This window comes from Frankia sp. BMG5.60 (assembly GCF_059428125.1).
On the sequence record NZ_CM182091.1, the window covers coordinates 5,260,454 to 5,282,566 of the forward strand.

17 protein-coding genes and 1 tRNA gene are annotated in these 22,113 nt (G+C 72.4%); 8 read left to right on the top strand and 10 right to left on the bottom strand.

Translation table 11 applies throughout. The annotated features are described in order from the left end of the window. Nucleotides 1-54: 54 nt before the first annotated feature. The 3 genes from AC5R91_RS21630 to AC5R91_RS21640 form a co-directional block, all read right to left on the bottom strand. Nucleotides 55-1,458 (bottom strand): family 2B encapsulin nanocompartment shell protein, encoded by a 1,404-nt coding sequence (locus AC5R91_RS21630; protein WP_495393145.1) that lies wholly within the window; start codon nt 1,456-1,458, stop codon nt 55-57. Nucleotides 1,459-3,294: 1,836 nt separating this feature from the next. Then, complete coding sequence (gene idi / locus AC5R91_RS21635; RefSeq protein WP_495393146.1) at nt 3,295-3,879, bottom strand: isopentenyl-diphosphate Delta-isomerase; 585 nt, start codon at nt 3,877-3,879, stop codon at nt 3,295-3,297. A 340-nt stretch (nt 3,880-4,219) separates the two neighbouring features. After that, nucleotides 4,220-4,684: a hemerythrin domain-containing protein gene (locus AC5R91_RS21640; RefSeq protein WP_495393147.1), complete on the bottom strand. Its 465-nt coding sequence runs from the start codon at nt 4,682-4,684 to the stop codon at nt 4,220-4,222. Nucleotides 4,685-5,210: 526 nt separating this feature from the next. Between AC5R91_RS21640 and AC5R91_RS21645 the strand changes: the two genes are divergently transcribed. Beyond that, nucleotides 5,211-6,002 carry a DUF3291 domain-containing protein gene (locus AC5R91_RS21645; protein ID WP_495393148.1) on the top strand — a complete coding sequence of 264 codons (792 nt, stop codon included), beginning with the start codon at nt 5,211-5,213 and terminating at the stop codon, nt 6,000-6,002. A 665-nt stretch (nt 6,003-6,667) separates the two neighbouring features. On the opposite strand, the gene AC5R91_RS21650 is transcribed toward AC5R91_RS21645, so the two are convergent. Then, on the bottom strand, nt 6,668-7,492 hold the full coding sequence (locus AC5R91_RS21650) for an SCO6745 family protein (RefSeq protein ID WP_495393149.1): 825 nt from the start codon (nt 7,490-7,492) through the stop codon (nt 6,668-6,670). A gap of 356 nt (nt 7,493-7,848) precedes the next feature. Here AC5R91_RS21650 and AC5R91_RS21655 point away from each other — a divergent pair, with 356 nt between their 5' ends. From AC5R91_RS21655 to AC5R91_RS21665, 3 genes are all read left to right on the top strand, one after another. Further along, complete coding sequence (locus tag AC5R91_RS21655) at nt 7,849-9,549, top strand: serine hydrolase domain-containing protein (RefSeq protein WP_495393150.1); 1,701 nt, start codon at nt 7,849-7,851, stop codon at nt 9,547-9,549. Between the two features lie 167 nt (nt 9,550-9,716). After that, nucleotides 9,717-10,574: a methyltransferase gene (locus AC5R91_RS21660; protein ID WP_495393151.1), complete on the top strand. Its 858-nt coding sequence runs from the start codon at nt 9,717-9,719 to the stop codon at nt 10,572-10,574. Next, on the top strand, nt 10,571-11,785 hold the full coding sequence (locus tag AC5R91_RS21665) for an iron-containing redox enzyme family protein (RefSeq protein ID WP_495393152.1): 1,215 nt from the start codon (nt 10,571-10,573) through the stop codon (nt 11,783-11,785). The genes AC5R91_RS21660 and AC5R91_RS21665 overlap by 4 nt, the downstream gene beginning before the upstream one ends. Here the strand turns inward: AC5R91_RS21665 and AC5R91_RS21670 are convergent. Then, on the bottom strand, nt 11,769-12,563 hold the full coding sequence (locus AC5R91_RS21670) for a CYTH domain-containing protein (RefSeq protein ID WP_495393153.1): 795 nt from the start codon (nt 12,561-12,563) through the stop codon (nt 11,769-11,771). The genes AC5R91_RS21665 and AC5R91_RS21670 overlap by 17 nt on opposite strands. 488 nt (nt 12,564-13,051) lie before the next feature. On the opposite strand from AC5R91_RS21670, the gene AC5R91_RS21675 reads away from it, so the two are divergent. Both AC5R91_RS21675 and AC5R91_RS21680 read left to right on the top strand, forming a co-directional pair. Beyond that, nucleotides 13,052-13,603, top strand: coding sequence for an SsgA family sporulation/cell division regulator (locus tag AC5R91_RS21675; RefSeq protein ID WP_495393154.1), 552 nt, complete (start codon nt 13,052-13,054; stop codon nt 13,601-13,603). A gap of 374 nt (nt 13,604-13,977) precedes the next feature. Next, nucleotides 13,978-14,895 (top strand): PP2C family protein-serine/threonine phosphatase, encoded by a 918-nt coding sequence (locus tag AC5R91_RS21680; protein ID WP_495393155.1) that lies wholly within the window; start codon nt 13,978-13,980, stop codon nt 14,893-14,895. Between the two features lie 49 nt (nt 14,896-14,944). On the opposite strand, the gene AC5R91_RS21685 is transcribed toward AC5R91_RS21680, so the two are convergent. The 5 genes from AC5R91_RS21685 to groL all read right to left on the bottom strand — a co-directional run bounded on the left by AC5R91_RS21685 (nt 14,945) and on the right by groL (nt 19,188). Further along, entirely contained in the window at nt 14,945-15,307 is a 363-nt protein-coding gene (locus tag AC5R91_RS21685) for a TraR/DksA family transcriptional regulator (protein WP_495393156.1), read from the bottom strand. 175 nt (nt 15,308-15,482) lie between these two features. Next, nucleotides 15,483-16,073 (bottom strand): DUF6247 family protein, encoded by a 591-nt coding sequence (locus AC5R91_RS21690; protein ID WP_495398026.1) that lies wholly within the window; start codon nt 16,071-16,073, stop codon nt 15,483-15,485. A 126-nt stretch (nt 16,074-16,199) separates the two neighbouring features. Beyond that, on the bottom strand, nt 16,200-16,958 hold the full coding sequence (locus tag AC5R91_RS21695) for an AMIN-like domain-containing (lipo)protein (protein WP_495393157.1): 759 nt from the start codon (nt 16,956-16,958) through the stop codon (nt 16,200-16,202). A gap of 228 nt (nt 16,959-17,186) precedes the next feature. After that, nucleotides 17,187-17,259, bottom strand: a tRNA-Thr gene (locus AC5R91_RS21700). Between the two features lie 300 nt (nt 17,260-17,559). After that, nucleotides 17,560-19,188, bottom strand: a complete 1,629-nt coding sequence (gene groL / locus AC5R91_RS21705; protein WP_495393158.1) for a chaperonin GroEL — start codon at nt 19,186-19,188, stop codon at nt 17,560-17,562. 642 nt (nt 19,189-19,830) lie between these two features. On the opposite strand from groL, the gene AC5R91_RS21710 reads away from it, so the two are divergent. Further along, the gene (locus tag AC5R91_RS21710; RefSeq protein ID WP_495393159.1) at nt 19,831-20,670 is read left to right on the top strand and encodes an MBL fold metallo-hydrolase; all 840 of its coding nucleotides are present in this window, start codon (nt 19,831-19,833) and stop codon (nt 20,668-20,670) included. A gap of 11 nt (nt 20,671-20,681) precedes the next feature. Further along, on the top strand, nt 20,682-22,112 hold the full coding sequence (locus AC5R91_RS21715; protein WP_495393160.1) for an ABC transporter substrate-binding protein: 1,431 nt from the start codon (nt 20,682-20,684) through the stop codon (nt 22,110-22,112). The last annotated feature ends 1 nt before the right edge of the window (nt 22,113 follow it).

A 22,113-nucleotide genomic window follows, 5' to 3' on the forward strand; every position in this document is an offset into this window, starting at 1 on the left:
ACCGGTGCGACGCCGCGGTGTGTCGTGGCCGCGGCGGCGCACCGGTCGGTGGGTTCAGCGCCCGATCTCGACGCTCTCCAGGATCCCGAGTGCGTCCGGCACGAGCACGGCGGCGGAGAAGTAGGTCGTCACGAGGTAGGAGATGATCGCCTTCTCGTTGATGCCCATGAATCGGACGGACAGCCCCGGCTCGTATTCGTCGGCGAGCCCGGTGTGGTGCAGGCCAATCACACCCTGGTTCTCCTCGCCGGTACGCAGCGCGAGAATGGACGTCGTCCCCGTGGCGCTGATCGGAATCTTGCTCACCGGCAGCAGCGGCACGCCGCGCCATGCCGGCACATGCTGGTCGTGGAACAGGACGGTCGCCGGGTAGATGCCCCGCGCCGTGCATTCACGGCCGAACGCCGCGATGGCCCGCGGGTGGGCGAGCAGGAAATGCGTGCTGCGCCGCCGGCTGAGCAGTTCGTCGAGGTCGTCCGGGGTCGGCGGGCCCGAGTGGGTGTGAATGCGCTGACGCAGGTCGGCATTGTGTAGCAGGCCGAATTCAGGGCTGTTGACCAGCTCGTGCTCCTGGCGCTCGCGCAACGCCTCGACGGTGAGTCGCAACTGCTGCTCGAGCTGGTTGATCGGCTCGTTGTACAGGTCGGCCACCCGGCTGTGGATGCGCAGCACCGTCTGGGCGACGGACAGCTCGTACTCCCGCGGCGCCAGCTCGTAGTCCACGAACGTGCCCGGCAGGTCCGGCTCGCCGGAGTGCCCGGCGGCGATCGCGATCTCCGCCTCGCCGAGGCGGTTGCGTGGGGGCTGCGGCCGGCTGAGGTAGTCAGCCAGATGCGCGCTGAGCTCGGCGTCCTGCCCGGTGACCTCGGCGAGCTGCTGGCGGGAGAGCACCAGCACGGTGGCGGCGGTCAGCGCCCGGGCGGTGTACTCCCAGGACCGATCCGACTCGGTGAGGACCTCGTCGCCGAAGTACTCGCCGTCGCCGAGCACCCCGAGCGACCGCTCGTGGCCGTACTCGCCGGGTCCGAACTTCCCGATCTTGCCGTGGGCGATGAGGAACACCTCGTCGGCGGGCGCGCCCGTCTCGGCCAGCACGTCGCCCGCGGCATACTCCCGCTGGACGAAGCGGTCGGCGAGACCGGCGAGCGCCCCGCCGTCGAAGCCGCGCAGCGCGGGCAACTCGGCGAGCTCGCCGGGCACCACCCGCACCTCGGACCCGACGGACGTGAACGTGACGAGCCCGTCGCCGAGCACGTAGGTCAGCCGCCGGTTGACCCGGTAGACGCCGCCGGCGGTCTGGACCCAGGGCAGCACCCGCAGCAGCCACCGGGAGGTGATCTCCTGCATCTGCGGGACGGACTTGGTGGTCGTCGCGAGGTTGCGCGCGGCCGCCGTGCTCAGACTCAGCCGGAGGTCCTCGCCGGTCGCTCCGGGCTCGGTCGGTACGGGCTCGGTCATGGCAGACTCCACCTATCGTCGATCTTCCAGGGACTGGGGTGAAACCTCGGGGCTCGATATGAGACCTTGAGGCTCGAGCGAAACCAGCAGGCTCGGGTGAGCCCATGGGGCTCGGGTGGAACTTGGGGCATGGGTGGAACTTGGGGCATGGGTGAAACCAGGAGCTGACGTGAAACGGCCGCGCGGTCGTACGCCGAAGCCGCGCACGGAAGAGTGACGGCCGTTCGACGATTTCCGTGATCTTTTTTCGGCCGCGGGCCGATTCCTGGAGCGAGGTTGCCGCGCTCGCCCGGTCAGGATTCGAACAATGGGTACGGACGTCGTCGGACCGGTCGCGGCCCGGATGATCGCACCGTTGAACGCTCCATATACCAGTAACCCCCGTAGGTGTCGCGCGGTTCGCCGACATGCGCTTTGCTGTGCTGGCAGGCGCGTCTCTCGCCGCGCATCGGCAGCCTCCCGCACGGACGGCGTGGGCGGCAAGCACTTTGCGGAACCAATCGGGGACTGGCCCGGGAAGAGGGCTTCTTCTAGCCCGGCCCCCAGGGCCCACGGTCACGGACAGTCAATGCCGAACTCGTCGGCCCAATATCACGGAGGTGAATGCTCGCCACTCCGGCTGCCCGACCGGGCGATCGGCTCGGTATCGCCTGACCGGGTATGGCCGGCCGGCCGAACAGAATTCGCGCGGCGCGTGCCTGATATCGCCCGTGCCGCCGACCCGTTCGTCGGCCTGGTTCCCGTGGAACAGGTGGAATGCGGCGGGCTGCCGGGCCGCTGGCTGCCTGGCTGCCGGGCTGCTGGGCGACCGTTGAATCACTCTGCGTCCGCGTCGGCCGGCCTTCGGTGAGCGTCGTGGAATGGTGCCCCCCGCGGCGAGTGCGGGTCCACCTGCCGCTCGCCGATTCGCGGCGCCTGGTCCTGCGCGGTACCGGGGCCGGGACTCCGGGGGGCGCCGGATCCCACGCCACGCCTGGCGGTCGGGGTTGCGTGGAGGCGGACTGCGCCGGTGGTCGGGGGGCGGCGGCGGCCCTCTGCGTGCGCCCCGTGCGGTCGGGCGTGGGCGGAACGCCAGGTCAGTGGCGCCGGTGGCGGATCGCCATCGGAGGGGCCATCCGCCGGGTGCCGAGGAAGGCCGGCCATGGGCAGCGGGGGAGACCGGAGTCGAGACGCGGGCTCGGCTCCCGCGGGCTCAGCTTCGCGGGCTCGGCTCCGCCGGCCCGGACCGGCGTCGATCAGTACGCGACCCGGCACCATCGTGGCACCCGGCCGGGACCAACTACCCGGTGAACAGGGGACTTCGTACCATTGTCGGCGGCCGGCACATGTGCATTCCCCTAGAGGGTCGTCCGTGGTCGACCCGATGTGCCGAGAGCGGGAAACCGTCGGAGCGCGGGACAGCCGACCCGGCGGATCCGCCCTTGGCGGCCTCGCCTACTCCAGACCGACCGACGGGTCACGGCCTGCCAGGCGCGGCACCGTCTCGCGGATTTCGACGGGCTGCCGATGTAGTGACAGTGCTGTAACTCGACACCGTTTTGCGGGAATGTCGTCCGTCCACCTCGGCGATGATCGCTTCGCGATCGTCTGTTAACGAAGTGTAACCGAGGTCGTTCTTTCACTAGTAATAAGTAGCCACAGGCATCGGGAGGTTGGGTGACCCGTTCCGACCAGAAGACCTAGTCCTGGGCAGGTGTCGGCTCGGTTGATCTGGGTCAGGGCCTCCCGGCAGGCGTGCCGGCGCCTCGGGATCACGGGGCCCACCCGGGCGGTGCTCAGGGCCTCGCCGGTACCGACCAGGCGACCCCCCGGATGGGCTCCTCGTGCGCGGGTCGGTCAGCCGGCGGCGCGCAGCGCGGCCGTCAGCGGGTGCGCGGCCTGGCCGAACGCGATCATCTGGTCGACCGACCAGGGGCTCAGCGCCCACGGCGCGGCGAGCGCCGCCTGCCGGTAGCTCTCCCAGTCGACCCAGCGCCACTCCACGACCTCGGCCGGGTCCGGGTCCGGGTCGCCCACCGCCCGGGCCACGTAGACGGGACACACCTCGTTCTCCACCAGCCCGTCCGCGGCGGTGGCGCGGTAGGCGAAGTCCGGTAGTGCACAGTGCAGGTCGGTCAGGGCCAGCCGCAGCTCCTGGTCCACCCGGCGCTCGACGGCGATGGCGATGTCCTCGCCGGGGCGGGGATGCCCGCAGCAACTGTTCGTCCACACCCCCGGCCAGGTGCGCTTGCCCAGCGCCCGGCGGGTGACCAGCAGCCGGCCGGCCGCGTCGAACAGGTACGAGGAGAAGGCCAGGTGCAGGGGGGTGTCGAGACCGTGCACGGCGAGCCGGGGCGCCGTCCCGCAGGGGCGGCGGTCGGGGTCCAGCAGCACGACCTCGTCGTCGACGTCGACGGCGGTACCGGGTCCTTGTGGACTCACGCGTGGGCCTCGCTTTCCGTGAGAGTGGCGAATGGAGCCCGCCGGGCGCGTAAGCGGTGCGTCGCGTCCCAGGTGGGTGTCCTCACCAGCCCATCCTCCCGCCGCCGCGACCAGGCGGCGGCCCGACCCCGGATCCCGCTGGTCACATCCGCCGCCGACGGGCCGCCTGCCGGGGTCGACAAGCGGCGAGGGGGCACCCGAAGGTGGCGGGCCGCCCGGCCACCGGCCCGCCGGCGGCCGGGCGGGCTGGGGCTCACCGCGGTCGGGGCGATGAGTCGGCCCGCCGGCACGGCGAACCGCCGTCCGCCGGTGGGAGGGCGCCTCCGGTTCGGGCCGCCGCTCAGGAGCCGATGAGGCTGGTTCCCGCGCGGATGGCGGTGAGCATGTCCCACTGTTCGTTGCTGAGGACGGCGAGGGCGGCGGGGAAGAGCCCCTCCTGTTCCTTGACGATGTGCCGCCGTAGCAGCGTCAGCATCTCGACGGCCCGGGCGGCCCAGGCCGGATCGGTGCGGGCGGTGCCGTCGGCCGCGCCCGCGAGGACCGCCTCTATCCGGCGGTGCTCGCCGCGCAGGATCGCGATCTTTTCCGGGAACTCGGTGGCCATCGGGGGAAACAGGCCGCGTTCCTCCACCACGGTGTGCGGGCCGAGGACCGTGGAGATCCTGGCGCAGCAGTCGATCAGCGACTCGAGGTCGCCCCGCCGGTAGGCCTCACGCGCCTCGGCCGAGAGTTCGACCAGCTCGTCATGCTCCCGGATCAGGTCCTCGATGGCCGGAGTGGCCGTGCACCAGCAGTATTCAGACATTGTGGGGCCGTCCTCGGGGAGAAGAAGATCGGCTGATTTCCGGCGCAGGGAACGAGATACGCCGGATCCGTCGCGCGCCGCCGGGGACCGGCCCAACCATGTTCCGTGGCGGTTGTGCCGGCTCTGCGGGAAGCCCGCAGGCGCGATCGCGGACGGGAATCGGGCCGATGGGCGGGCCGGGCAGCATGATGCCGGTGAGGTCCGCCAGGCGCCCGTCGGCCGGGCGGGCCGACCGCATGGCCGTGCCGCAACCGGTGACGCGATCGAGCTCCGGCATCGTCATCTCGCTCCTGCCCCGCCCGGCGGCGCACGGGACGCGCCGCTGCCGCCATCATCGGCCGGCGCGTGCGGCAGCTATATGGACTTTCGTCCCCTTCCCGGCCTTCCGAACGACTGCGACGGCGGGTCCGGGAGTCGCCGGTATCCACCAGGGTCAGGGCGCGGAAATGCCGAACGAAATGCGCGCCGTGCCGCTCGAATGCCCGACTGGTCGCCGGCACCCGCCGGCATGCGGGACCATCGGGGAATGTGGGAGCTGGCTCAGGTGAACATCGCCCGGTTGCGGGCGCCGCTCGACGATCCGATCCTCGCAGACTTCGTGGCCGCCCTCGATCCCGTGAACGCCCTCGCCGACGCGGCACCGGGATTTCGGTGGCGGTTGCAGACCGAGGACGGCAACGCCACCGCGATACGCGCCTTCTCCTGGGACGCGGGCACGAGTGCCGGGGTCATCGTCAACTTGACGGTGTGGGATTCGATCGAATCGCTGGGAGACTTCGCGTTCTCCGGTCCGCATCGCGACGTGCTGCGCCGGCGGCGCGAGTGGTTCGAGACCATGCGCGAGGCGTACGCGGCGTTGTGGTGGGTGCCCGCCGGCGAACGCCCGACGACGGCGCAGGCGGAGCAACGCGTTCGCCGGCTGCGCCGGCAGGGGCCCACCGCGTACGCCTTCACGCTGCGCGAGCCGTTCCCGCCGCCGGGCGGCGATCCCGACCCGGCGGCGCCGCCGAACCGGCGGGCGGACTGGACCTGCCCGGCCAGAGCCCGCCCACCGGCCCGCCGGGATGATCAGGACAACGGGACGGTGATGCAGGCCGCGCGCGCGCCCGCCGTCCCGGCGGCGCCGGGGGAGCTGTCGGTGTGGTGCTCGTGGAGGATGATCGAGTGGGCGCCGCCGGCCCGGAAGTCCCATGCGACCGCCGCGAACGCCGATCCCGTGCCACGGTCGTCGGTGGTGAAGTCCAGCCATACCTCGTTGCGCGCGTTGGCGTATCTGGGATCCACCGACGGCTGCACGGGGTCGGGGACGTTCTGGTAATGCGGGCCGGCGGCCGCGCCGGTCGCCCCGCAGGCCTTCTGATGAACGTGCGCGCCGAACTGGTGGTTCGGCGCCAGGCCCTGCACGATCAGGCCGATCACGGTCTGCTTACCGCGGACGGCGAGCGCGACCGCCGTCGTGCCCGACGGCACGAGATGCTCGTCGTAGGTGACGGCCGTGGGCGGCTGCCGGTCGTTCCAGGCACCGAACACCACAGGCTCCGCGACCACTCTGCCGGCCTCGGACGGGCTCGGGACCGGGCCGCCGCTCGTGGCCGGTGACGGGGAGCCGGCGGCCCCGGCCGGCGCGGCGGACAGCAGGAGCAATCCGAGGCCGGCCGCAATGATGGACAGACGCCGTCGCATGAGGCCCCTCTGTGGCGGGAGTTCCGGTCGGTGGCGACGATCCTAGGGCGGACGGAGCCGACCGGCGGACTCCGACTCGGCCCGATGGGAAAAAGGTGCCACCCGGTTTACGGCGATAATGGACTGAACAGCGCGATCCCGTCGGGCGGTTCTCGGTTTTCCACGGCCACGCGATGCCGGGCGCGGTGCTCGGTGCCGCGGGGAACACCATGATCGGCGGAGCTCGGTTCGGGAAAATGTCGGTGGTGCTTTCGACCGCTGGGAGGGCTGGTCCGGGGTCGGTCGGGAAGCGACTGCGGGTCAGGGGCCGGCGGGGCGACGGAAACCGGTGAGCAGACTCTCGGCGATCGTGGCGCTCATCGGGCGCAGCAGTTCGCGCAGCCGCAGGCAGCGGTCCACGCCGAGAGTCCGCAGCGGGTCCAGTGCCAGCCGGTCGGTCTGCTGCTCGACCGCCTCACGGTGCGTACGGCCCGCGTCGGTCGCGTGGCCGTCCGCGTCCACCAGTCCCCGCTCGTGCAGGCTCGCCACGGACGCCGCCCACTGCTTGTCCGACCAGGCTCGGGTGGCGACGAACTCCGCCGACGCGGCACCCGTGGCGAGCGTCATCACCATCGCGTCGCAGCCGGAGTAGCCCGCCGCCTGCAGGGCGATCAGGTGGCCGTCGCCGCGGTGCTCGCGCAGCAGCGTCAGGGCGTGCCAGAGCGCCAGGTGGGGTTCGTCGGGCCAGTCGAGTGCGGCGTGCCCGGCGTAGAGCGTCCTGGCCTCGGGCTGGCACTCCAGTGCCGCCTCACGGGCGAGACCGGCCGCCTCCCGCACCGCCTCCCCGCCGACGATCTCGTCGCCGAGGACGCGGCGCAGTGCCGCGTCGACGGCGGCGAGGCGGCGTTCGAGGATCGCGGTCGGCGCCACCTGGGCCCAGGCCGCCGGGATCGCCGAGCGGACCAGGTCGGGCTGGAAGCTGTAGAAGGTGGCGATCACCACCTCGGCGGGGACGGGCCCCAGCGGGGCCGCTCGGCCCGCGAAGTAGCCCGTCAGGCCCGGTGGGAGCCCGACGGCGGTGTAGGCATCCTGGACCTCGGGGGCGAGGAAGACGATCGACGGGTAGGGATTTGTTGTCCGCGCCACCTTGCGCGCTACTAATGAGTCCACTCTTTCGAAGCTAGTGCCTACTGTGCCCGAGTGCCCGCGTCAGCCTCATTCCTCGATCGCCCCCCGCCGTCGGCGGGCTGCCGGGCGGCACCCTGCGGCCGAGCTGCTGGCGCAGTAGGCCCGCATCGCGTCCGTCGGGTCCGTGGCGTACCGGTCGCGCCGTCGTTCGGCCTGGCCGCGCCGCGATCGCCCAGCTCACGGCGTGCGTTCCGCTGGCGCCGAGGCAAAGAGGCTGATCGGATGGGGTGGCCCGGACGCCGAACCGGGAAACTGCCGACAGACGGGGGGTGCCGATGCCGCCGGAATCGCCGCGGTCGGACGGAGCGAACCGGGTGCCCGCGGCGCCCGGGTCGCAGCCGGGGCAGGGCGGGGGCCTGCTGCCCGCCACCGAGCGGCTGTTGCTGCAGCGGGTCGCGGCCGAGCAGGCCGGTGGGCGGGCGCCGTCGCTCGTCGCCGCGGTGGCGCGCGACGGCCGCCCGGTGTGGACGGCCGGGCGGGGCCGCGCGGTCGGACCCGATCCGGCCGAGGGCGACGGCGAGGGCGACGGCGAGGGCGACGGCGAGGGCGACGGCGAGGGCGACGGCGAGGGCGACGGCGAGGGCGACGGCGAGGGCGACGGCGAGGGCGGTCGCGGGGGCGTTGGCGAGGGCCGGGGCGTCCGGCGGCCAGACGCCGACACCCAGTACCGGATCGGTTCGATCACGAAGACCTTCACCGCGGTGCTGGTGATGCGCCTGCGCGACGAGGGACGCCTGGCGCTCGGCGACCCCCTCGACCGGCACCTGCCGGGGACCACGGTCGGCGATCGCACGGTCGCGCAGTTGCTGTCCCACCTCGGCGGCATCGCGGCGGAGACGCCGCCGCCCTGGTGGGAGCGGGTGGCGGGGCAGGCCCATCCCACCCTCGCCGACGCGCTCGGTCCCGACCCGGACCGGTTCCGCCCGGGACGTCGCCATCACTACTCCAATGTCGGTTTCGCGGTCCTCGGCGAACTCGTCGCCCGGCTGCGCGGGATGAGCTGGGCGCAGGCCCTGCACCGCGAGCTGCTGGCGCCGCTGGAGATGTCCCGCACGACCGCGCTGCCCGCCGCGCCGCACGCCCATGGCTTCGCCGTCCACCCGCATGCCGACGTGCTGCTGCCCGAGCCCGCCCACGATGCGGGCGTGCTGGCCCCGGCCGGCCAGCTCTGGTCGACCACCGCGGACCTGGTGCGCTGGTCGGCCGTCCTCGGCGGGCACGCCGACGCCGTGCTGTGCGCGGACACCCTCGCCGAGATGCGCGAACCGGCCGCCGTCGAGGGCGACAGCGGCGAGTGGCGCCTGGGGGCCGGGCTCGGCGTGCAGTTGCTGCGCGAACCCGGGGGCGTGCTCGTCGGGCACGGTGGTTCGATGCCCGGCTTCGTCGCGGCCCTGTGGACCCGACCGGGGGGGACCGCGGCGGTGGCGATGGCGAACGCGACCAGCGGGGTCGCCGTCGTCGACCTCGCCGTCGGCCTGATCGACACGGTCGACACCGTCGAGCCGCCGCTGCCGGCCGAGTGGGTGCCCGCGCCGGTGGCCGGGCGGGAGCCGCTCGACGTCACCGGCGTCTGGTACTGGGGGCCGGCGCCGTACGCACTGTCGCTGCGGCCGGATGGCGGGCTGCTGCTCGCGCCGCTGGGCCGCTCCGGCCGGCGATCCCGGTTCCGCCCCGGCCCTGCCGACCGCGGCACCTTCCTGGGCGTCGACGGCTACTTCGCCGGCGAGACCCTCATCCCGCGGCGCCAGTCCGACGGCGAACTCAGCCACCTCGAACTCGCCTCGTTCGTCTTCACGCGGGTCCCCTACGCCCCGGCCGGCCCCGTACCCGGCGGCGTCGACGCGGGCGGCTGGCGCCCGCCCCCGCCTCCGCCTTCGCCCCCGCCTCCGCCTTCGGCCCCGCCTCCGCCTTCGGCCCCGCCTCCGCCTTCGGCCCCGCCTCCGCCTTCGGCCCCGCCTCCGCCTTCGGCCCCGCCCTCGGCCGCGGCCCCGGTCGCGGGTGACGGGCAGGGCTGAGCGGGGTCCTGCCGCTGGGCGGCGGGCGGGAAGTGGGTTTTGCTGGGCCGTCACCGGACACCTTTTACCTGGTGTGCACGGACGTGCCCCCACCGTGAGTAACCACGCTGTGCGACCGGTCCGTTTTGTGACAGCGACGCCGTGCTGCGTAGCCGAGGAGCGATGGCATGCCCTTCTTCGATCCGATCGAGTCCCCCTTCTATGGCCACTGCGTAGAGCGACTGTTGACGTCGACCGAGCTTGCGCCGCTGCTCGCCGGCGGCATCGTGGAGATCGGGCCGGGAACCGCCCGTCCGGTCGTCGAGGCGCTGCAACGATCCGGGTCACGAGTGCCCATCACCGGGTACGAGCTGGACGCCGAGGCCGCGCGGATCGCGAGTCGGGCGGCGGCCGGGGTGGAGCTGGGGAACTACACCGTCGTCCAGGGCGACTTCTTCGCCGCCACCGCACCGGCGCGGCGGGCGCGGTGCGCGATCGGCAACCCGCCGTACCTGCCGGCGACCGTGCGGCCGGCCGGCGCCTCCCACCTGTGGGGCGGGCACGACGGCGCACACGTGGCGCGGCGCATCCTGTCCCAGGAGATGGACGTGGTGCTGCTGATGATCGCCTCCATCTCCGACCCGGTGGGTCTTGTCCAGCACGCCCGCGCCGCCGGCTACCGGGTCGCGGACTGGTTGGTGCGGCCCATCCCGTTCGGGCGGTACTCCCGCCAGCCCTGGATCAGCCGACGTATCGGCGAGCTGGCCCGGTCGGGCCGCGCCTTCTTCGGCCCGGAGGGCTACCTGCTCGCCGGGGTCACCTGGGTCCGCGCCGGCGGGCCGATCGCCGTCGCCGGCGAGCCCGACCACGCCGCCACCATGCTTCGCCGGACCCTCACCGCGGCGGGCAGCGCCACCGGTCTCGACGAGACCGCGGGCGTCGGTCGGACGACGACCGTCGACGGCCGCCACCGGACACGGATCGTCTCGGGGCACCGTGAGCTGCCGGACCGGTCCGTCTCCCGCCTGTCGGGGAGCGGTACATGATCACCTCGGCGGGGTCCGGTACCGCGCGGGACGGTGGCTCCACGGCAACCGCCGACCGGCTGGCGCGCCCGTCGGGGGCGGAGTACGGCGCCGTGCTGACGTCCGCCGAGCTCGGTCAGCCGCACCTGCCCGAGCCCAGGGGGACGCTGTCCGGGTTCCTGCTCGACCGGCTGCGCCGTGCTCCCCGCCCCGCCGGGCTCGGGCCGGCGCCGGCCGCGGACGACGACGTGCTCTACGGCGAGGACGGCCCGCTGGCCCTCTACTGCCTCTACGGTCTGCACTACCGCGGCTTCGCCGAGGTTGACGACGACTGGGAGTGGGAGCCGTCGCTGCTCGCGGTGCGCCGCCGGCTGGAGAGGGAGCTGCTCGCCCGCCTACACGCCGAGGCCGGTGCCGCCACCGCCACCACCGCCGCTGACGCTGACGCCGCCGCCGGGGCCGCCGCCGGGGCCGGGGTCGGGGCCGGGGTCGACGGTGACGGGGCGGTCGGGGACATCGCGGCCGGGGACATCGCGGCCGCGCTGCGGGACGTGATCGCCCGGGCCGGTGGCCGTTCCCTGTCGCGGCGGCTGGCGACCACCGGCACGCTCGACCAGTTCCGCGAGTACGCGATGCACCGTTCGCTGCTCCAGCTCATCGAGGCCGACCCGCACACCTGGGCGATTCCGCGTCTGACCGGCGCGCCGAAGGCGGCGCTGGTGGAGATTCAGGCCGACGAGTACGGCCACGGTGTCGAACGGGACATGCACCAGAACCTGTTCGCCGTGACCATGCGTGCCCTGGATCTCGACGCCCGTCCCGGCGCCTACCTGGACCGGTTGCCCGGGCACGCGTTCGCGACCGTCAACGTGCCGTCGCTGTTCGGCCTGCACCGGCGGCTGCGCGGTGCGCTGGTCGGCCACCTGGCGCTGTTCGAGATGACGTCGGTGGAGCCGATGGGCGCCTACGCGGCGGCGCTGCGCCGCCTCGGCCTGGCCGCCGGGGCCCGCCACTTCTTCGAGGTCCACGTCGTCGCCGACGCCCATCATCAGATGGTCGCCGCCCGCGACCTCGCCGCGGCCCTCGTCGCCCAGGACCCGGCCCTGGCCGTCGACGTCGTCTTCGGCGCCCGGGCGACGACCGTGGTCGAGGGCCGCTGCGCGGAGGCGATCCTCACCGCGTGGGACGAGGGCCGGTCCTCCCTGCGCGTCACGCCTACGGCGCCGCGCTGAAGAAGTCGAGCGTGGCGCGGGTCTTGGTCTGTTGCGGTCCGGTCAGGTCGAGGCCGTGGCGGCGCAGGACGGCGGACATGCGGGCGGCGGTCCGCGTGGCCGCCTGCGGCGTGGCGCGGGTCGACAGCTCGAGCAGGCGGGAGCCGTCCGGAAACGTCCACCGTTCGGCCTGGAGCACCCGATCGAAACCCTCGGGGCGAAACCGGTGCCGGGAGGCCTCGATCGGCCCGAGGACGGCCAGATCGTCGATGCGGCCGGCGCCGGGCACGTGGGCGGCGAGCAGCCGTGCCTGCTGCTTTGAGAACAGGCTGTGCAGCGAGCCGCGGCGGGCCATCGCGCGCCGCACATCGTCGGGAGCGAGGCGGGTCCGCAGGGCGGCGGAGCAGACGTAGGCGCCGGGCATCGCGTCGACCTCGACGACGAACTGCTTCGACCGCCGCAGCCGCGGGGCGACGTTCGCCGGAACGACGGGCCGGAGTTTGACGACGGAGTCGTCCGGTCTGCCCCTGGTACTGCGGACGCGGACCACCACTCCGCGCCGGTGCAGCAGCCGGTCCGGGGTGTCAAGGTAATAGACCCGTTGCCGCCGAGCCCTCGTCGCGGAGATCCCGAACATCTCGAACGCCCGCCGGTGTGCGGAGGAGGGCACGACGAACTTGAGCTCCACCCGGTCCACCTGGCGGGTGAGTTTCACCAGCGCGTGCAGGTCGTCGTCGGGTAGCTGCCAGAATTTCTGCGCCGCGCGCATCACGGACGAACCGTCTGCGGCAGCAGCCATTACCTCGCCCTCCCACCCGCATGATCCGCGGCGCACAGCATCGTCGTGACGCGACCAGATGGTTTAGGCGTTCACCCTTCCGTGGCAGGAGTGCTAATACCACCTGAACGGCTACTCAAACCGAGTGCCGGCGGGGTTCGCCGGCCGGGCCGTGGGCCACAGATCGCCTCCAACTCCAGGTCGGCGCCGTCGGCGGTCGGTCCGCGGGCCGGGTGTGGCCGGGGTGATGTCGGCGGCGGTCGAATGCGGCCGGCTGGCCCCGAGGTGCCAGTGGTCGGCCTTTCCGGCGGTGCCGGCCGGCTCCGCGGCGACCGGACACGCGTCGCGCATTCTGCCGGGAGGGCATGTTTCATTGGTCGGTGTGCGGTCGATCGTGGCGGCGGCTCTGGATCTCCGCCGTGGTGTCGGTGCGGGCCCGGCCGCCCGGCGGTGACGTCGACCCCTGGGGCCGCTGTCCTACGATCCTGGCCGACCCCGGAGGAGGACCCATGCTCGGTAGATCGGTGCGCCGAGGTGCCTCAGGGCGCGTTGGAATTTCAGGGCGCGTCGGCATCTCGGTGCGCCGCGGCAGCCTGGCCCGCGGGATGACCGCACGGCTGATGCGGGAGGGCCGGCCGCCGCGGCACGTCCGCGTCGTCTTCGGCTACGACCCGACGGATCCGATCGCCGTGACCCTGACCATCGGCGGAGCGATCGGGGCGGGTCCGGTCGTCTGGCGGTTCGCCCGCCGGCTTCTCGCCGACGGGGCGCGCCGACCCGTCGGTCTGGGCGATGTGCGGGTCCGCCCGATCGTGTTGCGCGGGCAGCCCGCGCTCGCGCTGTGCCTGTGCGGCCCGTCCGGCACCGCCGAGCTGGAGCTGCCCGCGCGGGAGGTGGCGGCGTTCCTGTGGCGCACGTACGCCATGGTGTCGGCCGACGCGGAGACCGCGACGATCGACTGGACCGGCGAGTTCCGCTTCATGCCCGGTGTCGGTGCGCGCCGGTCCCGGGTCCTGCCCGGCGTCCGGACCCACCACGCTGACCCCGGCCTCGACCGCTGACGCCGCCGGCCCCGCCGCGGCGATGGGCCGGTAGCTCCGCCCGCCGTGGCGATGGGCCGGTAGCCCCGGCTGTAGTGGCGATGGGCCGGTGGCCCTGGCTGTTGTGGCGAAGGGCCGGAGGCCCTGCCGGGTGGGGCCGTGGGGACCGGTGGTGCGGGGGGATCGCGGGCGCCGAGGGCCGGGCACGGGCCGCCCGACCGGGCCCGAAGGTGGTGCTGCCGTGCCGTCCGGTTGGGCGTCGGCTGCCAGGCCAGCAGGGCGGACGGGGCGGGAGACCCCCGGGTACCCGCCGAAGGTCCCTGGTGGGCACCGGCTCGGCGGGGCACCCTTGGGGATCCGCAGATGTTCCAGCGGGATGAACCGGGAGGCCGGCCGTGCGTGACATCCCGATGCCGCAACCCCGCCCGGCTTCCGACTCCGAGCCCGAACCGCCCCCCGCCGGCGGGTCGTGCGCCTGCGGCATGGGGGCCTACTGGCGGCTGCACGCGGTCACGCCCGGCGCCAGCGGGGACTGGGTGGACGTGTTCGACCTCGACGACGGCCGGCTCGCGATCTGCGTCGGCGACGCGGCCGGGCACGGCTCGCGGGCGGCGGCCTTCGCGGGCCGGGTGCGGGCGGTGCTGCGCCGGCGTCTGCTGGCCGGGGAGGAGCCCGACGCCGCCGTCAGCGGCACGGTCGACGAGGTCGCCGGGCTCGGTGACCTCGGGGAGATGTTCGCCACGGCCTTCGTCGCCATCGCCGACCCGTCCACGGGCCGCGTGGCCTACGTCAACGCCGGCCATCCGCCCGCCGTGCACCTGACCCGATGGGCCGTGCACCTGTCCCGATCCGGCGTGGACCCCGGCGCCGTGGGGTCCGGTCCCGACTCCGAGTCCGGCCACGATTCCAATCCCGGCCCCCATCCCGGCCCCGATCCCGGCCCCGGTTCCGGCCCCGATCCCGGCTCCGGCCCCGCCGGCCTGCCGCTGGGACCGACCGGCCCGATCCTGTCGGACCTGTTCGCGGACACCCGGATCTGGACGTCCCGGTCCCTGCGGATGGCCCCCGGCGACCGCCTCGTGGTCTACACCGACGGCCTCAGCGAGGCCCGCGACGCCGCCGGCGAGCAGTTCGGCGCGGACCGCATCGGCGCGGCGGGCGGCGACAACCCCGACGTCACGCCCGACCTGCTCATCGACCGGATCTTCGCGCGGGTCGCCGCCCACACCCACGCCGACGCCCGTGACGACCGCACCGTGGCGGTGCTGACCCGTCAGCCCCCGCCCCCCGCCACGACCGCGCCTGCCCCGTGACCGTGCGGGCACGGCCCTTGGTGTCCGGTCTGCCCTGGTGGAGGCAAGGTCAGCGGGGCGGCGGCCGGCGGCTGGCGCAGGGGACGCAGGTGCGGGCCGAGGGGCGGGCGGCCAGGCGCTGCTCGCCGACGGGTCGCCCGCAGGTCTCGCAGACGCCGTAGGTTCCGGCGGCCAGCCGGCCGAGCGCGGCGTCGACCTCCGCCAGGCGGTCGGTCGCCTGGCGTAGCGTCGCGCGTACCTGCTCGCGCTCGAACGGCAACGACGCGCCCTCGATGTCGTGCTCGTCGTCGGCATCCCGGTCGGCGGTGTCGTCGAGAATGCGCTCGAACCCCTCGCGCAGCGCGGCGACGCGCGCGGTGGCGTCGGCCCGTTCCGCCAACAGCCGGGCCCGCGCGTCAGCCTCGGAGGTCATGGCCGCATGATGTCGTGGTCGCCGGTGAGCTGCCGCGCGGCGCTGGACTGGCCCGGGTCAGGCCGCTGCCGGTCCCGCCGACGACGGCGGTCTCGACGCGCAGTCCCGTGGAGTCAACCCACCCAGGTCACCCGCAGGATGGTGATGGTGATCCAGCGCTCTTCGATGCTGTACGTCAGCAGCCCGTACCCGAAGACCGCCCGCCACAGCTCGGTGCGCTTGTCGTAGGTCCCGCACCGATGCGGATCGTCCGGCCAGTCGATTCAGGAAGGCGTCGAGTTCGTGGCGACCCCGGGCCGGAAGGGTGCCACGCTGTTGCTCGGCGAAGGTGACCCAACGGATCGTGTACCTGGGGATCTGTGGCCTCCGGATTGCCGCCGGGGTACGAAGTGGTCCCGCCGAGCACGGTCAGGTCCCCGGCCTCCAGTTGGCGGCGGTCCGCGAGGGCTCCCGCCTCGATCTCCGGATTCGCCGTGAGCACGGCTCGACCCCACCACTTGTCGATCACCGCGGCCACAGGCACGAGGTCGAGGCTGTCGTCGGCCTCGGCCAACGCGATCCGCAGCTCCGCCACGAACATCTCACGATCATCCGGATGTAGCGTCTCGCGGATGGCCGGTCCGTTCTTTGCGATCCGGTTGCGGACTCCATGGATCGGGATGGTGTCGGCTATGCGCTCCATCATCCCCACGCCCTGGGGCCTCGGCAACGAACGGCCGTGGGCCCGCGGTGGGCGTTGCGATGCCGCGGAGGGGCGCCACCGCATCCGGCTGAGCGCCGTCTCCCCGCGCGGCCGCCCGGGCGGGGAGACAACCCGGCGGGCGATCGCCGTCGCCACGTCGGCGCCAAGGAGCCGAAGCGGCCAAGGAGCCGAAGCGGCCAAGGCGCCGAATCAGAGCAGGAAGTCGACGGCCATCCGGTCCGGCCCCGTGAGCTCGACGACGCGGAAGCCCGCCACCCGGCTCAGGCCGACGCCGATGTGCACCGTCCCCTCGAAGTCGCCGGCCAGCGCATAACTCAGCCCCGACTGGCCCGTGCCGTTCGGCGCCGTGCGCAGCGTCGAGGCGCCCTGGTCGTCATGGGCGGCGGCGGAGGTCAGGACCAGTTCGAAGGCCGCCTGCCCGCTCAGCGGCAGCGGCGCGCCGGAACCCGGCCGGATCACCTGCGGCACGAACTGGGCGCGGTAGCCGGGGACACCCCCCGCGAACTCCAACACGAGCCGCTGGAACCGGACGCCGTTCTCCACGTTGGTCGCACTGCGCAGCGACACGAGCCGGACGGGCCGGGTCGGCTGGCGCGTGGCCGCCGCCGGCTGGCGCGACCAGCTCCGCGCGTCGACCCGCGGCCCCACCGACGCGGCGGCCGTCGCCGTTGCCAGGGCCGTCGGAGCGGGCGTTGTGGCCGTATCACCCGAGGCCGTCGGCGAGGTGACGCTCGTCGAGGCTGTCGGAGCGGGGGAGGGCGAAGGCGTGGCGGCTGCGTCCCCACCGCTGCCGGAGCCGGAGCAGGAGACGAGCAGCGCCGCCAGCACCGGCGCGAGCAGGCCGGCGCGAGCTAACCTTCCCCGCCCGCCCGGACCAGCCGAGCCGCCCTCGCCCTGCTCCGGCGGGGTCCCCGCGGACATCGCCCCCGCTCTGACGGTGCTTCCCATCCGCAACGCCCCGCTTTCTACGACAGACGGCACGAAGCCAGCCCATCCGTCATACCCGACGGTGTCGGGGCCGTCCGACAGCCCGCACTGGGAAGAGTACGAGGTGCTCGACGCGGAGGTCGGCGGGCCAAGCCGACTGGCAGCCTGTTGAGCCCTGGCCGCCAGCCATCACGGATCGGCGTGGTGCCGCCCGAGGTTGATCGACACGATCGAACGGCAACCTACCAGAGCCGGTGAGGGGACTCGAACCCCTAACCGCTCGATTACAAGTCGAGTGCGCTACCAGTTGCGCCACACCGGCTGGCATCTCGACGATACCCGACCCCGTGCCGCCCTCGGTCGAGGTGCCAGGTTCGGTGCGGCGTCGGACCCGGTTGGGCGGTCCCGCGCGTCCTCGCCCAACTTTTCCGCTGCTCCGCCCGGGTCTGTGTCCCCGCCATTGGCCCAGCGCTTCCATGATGAGGAGGCTGCGGCCGTTCTCGGCGTCGGTGGCGACCTGTGTCGTTTCCTCCGGACGCAACAGTGCCGGTCCCGGTGCGGTACCCCGGAGCGCCCGCGGGCCCAACGATGTCAGGGTCTGCGGGCGGTCCGGCGCGACGGCTCAGAAACCCTGACTGCGCATGGCGGCGTCCACGTTGGCGGCGTCGGCGGCCGCATATTCCGGGGCGTTCGCCACCACGGCCTCGGTGGTGAGGAAGAGGCCGGCGATGGAGGCGGCGTTCTGGAGTGCGGAGCGGGTGACCTTGGCGGGGTCGATGATGCCGGTGGCGATGAGGTCGACGTACTCGCCGGTGGCGGCGTTGAGGCCGTGGCCGGTGGGGAGGTTGCGGACCTTGTCGACCACGACGCCGCCCTCGAGACCGCTGTTGAAGGCGATCTGCTTGATGGGCGCCTCGAGCGCGAGGCGGACGATGTTCGCGCCGGTGGCCTCGTCGCCGGACAGGTCGAGCTTCTCGAAGGCGGTGATCGAGGCCTGGAGCAGCGCGACGCCACCCCCGGCGACGATGCCTTCCTCGACGGCGGCCTTCGCGTTGGACACCGCGTCCTCGATGCGGTGCTTCTTCTCCTTCAGCTCGACCTCGGTCGCCGCGCCGACCTTGATGACCGCGACACCCCCGGCGAGCTTCGCGAGACGCTCCTGGAGCTTCTCCCGGTCGTAGTCGGAGTCCGACTTGTCGATCTCGTTGCGGATCTGGCTGACCCGACCGGCGATCTGGTCGGGGTCACCCGAACCCTCCACGACGGTCGTCTCGTCCTTGGTGACGACGACCTTCCGGGCGCGGCCCAACAGGTCCAGCGAGGTGCTCTCCAGCTTCAGACCCACATCCTCGGAGATCACCTGCCCGCCGGTGAGGATCGCGATGTCCCCCAGGATCGCCTTACGACGGTCCCCGAACCCCGGCGCCTTCACCGCGACACTCTTGAACGTGCCACGGATCTTGTTGACGACCAGGGTCGCCAACGCCTCGCCCTCGACGTCCTCGGAGATGATGACCAGCGGCTTCGAGGTCTGCATGACCTTCTCCAACAACGGGAGCAGGTCCTTCACCGCGGCGATCTTGCTGTTGACGATCAGGATGTACGGGTCGTCGAGGACGGCTTCCTGACGGTCCGCGTCGGTGACGAAGTACGGCGAGATGTAGCCCTTGTCGAAGCGCATACCCTCGGTGAGCTCAAGCTCCAGACCGAAGGTGTTGCTCTCCTCGACGGTGACCACACCCTCCTTACCGACCTTGTCCAACGCCTCGGCGATCAGACCACCGATCGCCGAGTCACCCGCGGAGATCGACGCGGTCGAGGCGATCTGCTCCTTGGTCTCGACCTCCTTGGCCTGCTTCGACAGCTCCTCGGAGACCCGCTCGACCGCGACCTCGATGCCCTTCTTCAGGCCCAGCGGGTTCGCGCCGGCGGCCACGTTGCGCAGACCCTCACGCACCAGAGCCTGAGCCAGGATCGTCGCGGTCGTCGTGCCGTCACCCGCGACGTCGTTGGTCTTCTTCGCGACTTCCTTGACGAGCTCCGCACCGATCCGTTCGTAGGAGTTCTCCAGCTCGATCTCTCTGGCGATGCTCACACCGTCATTGGTGATCGTGGGGAGACCGAACTTGTTCGCCAGAACGACGTTGCGACCCTTCGGACCGAGCGTGACCTTGACCGCATCGGCCAACCGGTTCATGCCGCGCTCCAGGCCGCGCCGAGCCTCCTCATCGAAGGCGATCATCTTTGCCATGCGTGATGGTCCTCTCAGGGGGGCAAGCCTGCGCGGAGAGGTACCAGTCATCGATGGGGTGCCCGGCACCGCGGACGGTGCTCGGCGTTCATGCAGGCACCCGTCGCACCGAGGATTGGCACTCGACCTCGCTGAGTGCCAGCCACTGTATAGCCCGCAGAACCTCCGAAAACGAGGTCACCACCACGTCGGAGCCGCGTCCGCCGTCACCCCACCCGGAAGTGGGGCCTCCTGCGGAGGTCGATCCGCGGCTGTGGGAAGCCGACCTCGGTAGGTGGGAGTGCCGTAGCCGGGCCGGCTTGACACGGTCATGCAGATTCCGCGGAACCACGCCGCGCCACCTGATGTGACCCGACGGCCCCGGCCCGCGATCTGGTCGCCGCCCGCGGTGGATCGCCCGACGCGACGGCTGTGAGGCCCGCGAACTCGGCCACCGGCTTTGCCGCCTAGCACCATCGGGCCGTCCACTGTGCGACTCGATAGTGAAGGTGCGATGACGGGGAGGTGAAATATCCAAATTCTGGCGCGCGATCGAACCATCGGGAGATTGTGATTGAAACCTGGTTGCCCTGCTGAGAGCATTTTTCCGGAGTCGGCCGATCACCGTTGATTGGCGCTGGATACCGAGAAATGGGATCACTTATGCGGTTAACCGTTTTGGGTTGTCGTCAGGGCATGCCTGCGGACGGCCAGTCCAGCTCCAGCTACCTCGTCTCGACGGGGTCGGCCCGGCTCCTGCTGGACTGCGGTCCCGGTGCGGCCACGGCGCTCAGCGCGGTCGCGCACCCGAGCGAACTCGATGCGATAATTATAAGCCACCTTCACGCGGATCACTGCTACGACCTGTTGACCATCGGCAAGACGCTGCTTTCCGGTCGGCTCCGTGACCCGGAACGTTTCCCCACTCTGCGGGGCGCGGCGCGGACCGAGTGGCCGCCGGTCCCGCTGTACGTGCCGAAGGGCGGCCGAGCCAAGCTCGACATGCTGGCCTCGGTCTTCCCGGTCCCGTCGTTTCCCATGCTGGACCGGTCGTTCGATGTCGCGTTCGACGTCCGTGAGTACGAGCCGGCGGACACGTTCACCATCGGCGACTGCGAGATCAGCATGCACAAGCTGAACCATTCGCTGCCGAACTGCGGGACGCGTATCGAGAGCCCGGAGGGATCGTTCGCCTTCACCGGGGACACCGCCTACACGCCCGACCTCATCTCGCTCGCCGCGAACGTCGACCTGTTTCTGTCGGAGGCGACCCTCGAGGAGCCCGACGTGACGACGCACGGCCACCTCTGCGCGGCCGAGGCGGGTGACGTGGCCGCCGCGGCCGGCGTGCGGGAACTCGTGCTGACCCACTTCATCACCGCCGACGACGCGTGGCTCACGGCACGCAAGGCCGACGCCGAGCGGTCCTTCGACGGACCGGTGCACCTGGCCGCCCCGGCCAGGACCTTCGACATCCGTTCCTCCGCAGGGGCCCGCCCATGAACGTCGATCGCGTGAACGTCGATCGCGTGAACGTCGAGCGCGCGAACGTCGAGCGCGCGAACGTCGAGCGCGCGAACGTCGAGCGCGCGAACGTCGAGCGGGTGGCCGGGCGTCGACGTTGGTCGCCGGCCGCCGCCGTGGCCCTGATCACCGCGGCCGCGCTGGCCGCCCTGGCCGCCTGCGGATCGAGTTCCGGTTCGGCCGCCACCGCCCCGACGACCGGAGCCGATCAGAAGATCACGATCAGCTTCCTCTCCTACAACTACGGCACGCCGGACATCGGCGGCAAGGGAACCCAGGCCCTGATCGACGCGTTCGAGAAGGCGCACCCGAACATCACCGTCAAGCCGCAGGGCGTCGCGGTGGCCGACGTGCTGACCCGGCTGCAGACGGACACCGCGGCCGGCTCCCCGCCAGATGTGGCCCAGATCGGCTGGAGCAAGATGGCGGCCGCCTACCAGCTCCTGCCCATCGTGCCCGTGCAGGACATCCCGACCAAGGCCGACTGGAACGCCGCCATGGCCGGGTTCTCCCAGCACCTGCTGTCCGCCGTCGCGGTGGACGGAAAGGTGAAGGCGGTCCCGTACACCATCTCGATTCCGGTGATCTTCTACAACGCGGACCTGTTCCGTAAGGCCGGCCTCGATCCGAGCAAGCCTCCGACGACCGTCGACGAGGTCAAGAAGGACGCGCTCGCCATCAAGGAGTCCGCCGGCGCCCAGGGCGCGTACTTCGCGGTCGTCGACTCGGGCAAGTCCGACTACCTGACCCAGTCCGTGATCGCCAGCAACGGCGGGCGCGAGGTCGGCCCCGACGGCATGCCGGCCTTCGACCAGCCCGCGGCCGTGAGTGCCCTGGCCGCCATGCAGGACCTGACCACGTCGGGAGCGCAGCCGGCGATCACGGCCACCAGCGCGGTCGCCGCCTTCGGCGCCGGCAAGCTGGGCATGCTCGTCGGCAGCACCGCCGTCACGGCCAGCCTGCAGAAGGCCGCCACCGGCAAGTTCGAGCTGCGGACCACGGGCTTCCCGAGCTTCGGGAGCCGGCCGGCGGCCCCGACCTACTCCGGCGCGGGGCTCGCCAGCCTTGCCAAGGACAAGGCGCATCAGCAGGCGGCCTGGACGTTCATCAAGTTCCTGACCTCGGCGGAGGGTTTCACGATCATCACATCGAAGATCGGCTACCTGCCGCTGCGGCCGAGTCTGGCGACCGATCCGAAGTACCTCGCGCCCTACTTCGCCGCCAACAAGCTGCTCTCCCCGGCCCTGGCGCAGTTGGATCACGTCAGCCCCTACCAGTCCTTCACCGGCAAGCGCGCGAGTCAGGCCGTCGTCGCGCTCCAGGACGACGCGGTCGAACCGATCGTGCTGCGGGGGGCCACGCCGGCGTCGACTCTGTCGTCGGTGGCGGGCCAGGTGCGCAGCGTCCTCGGCCAGAAGTGAT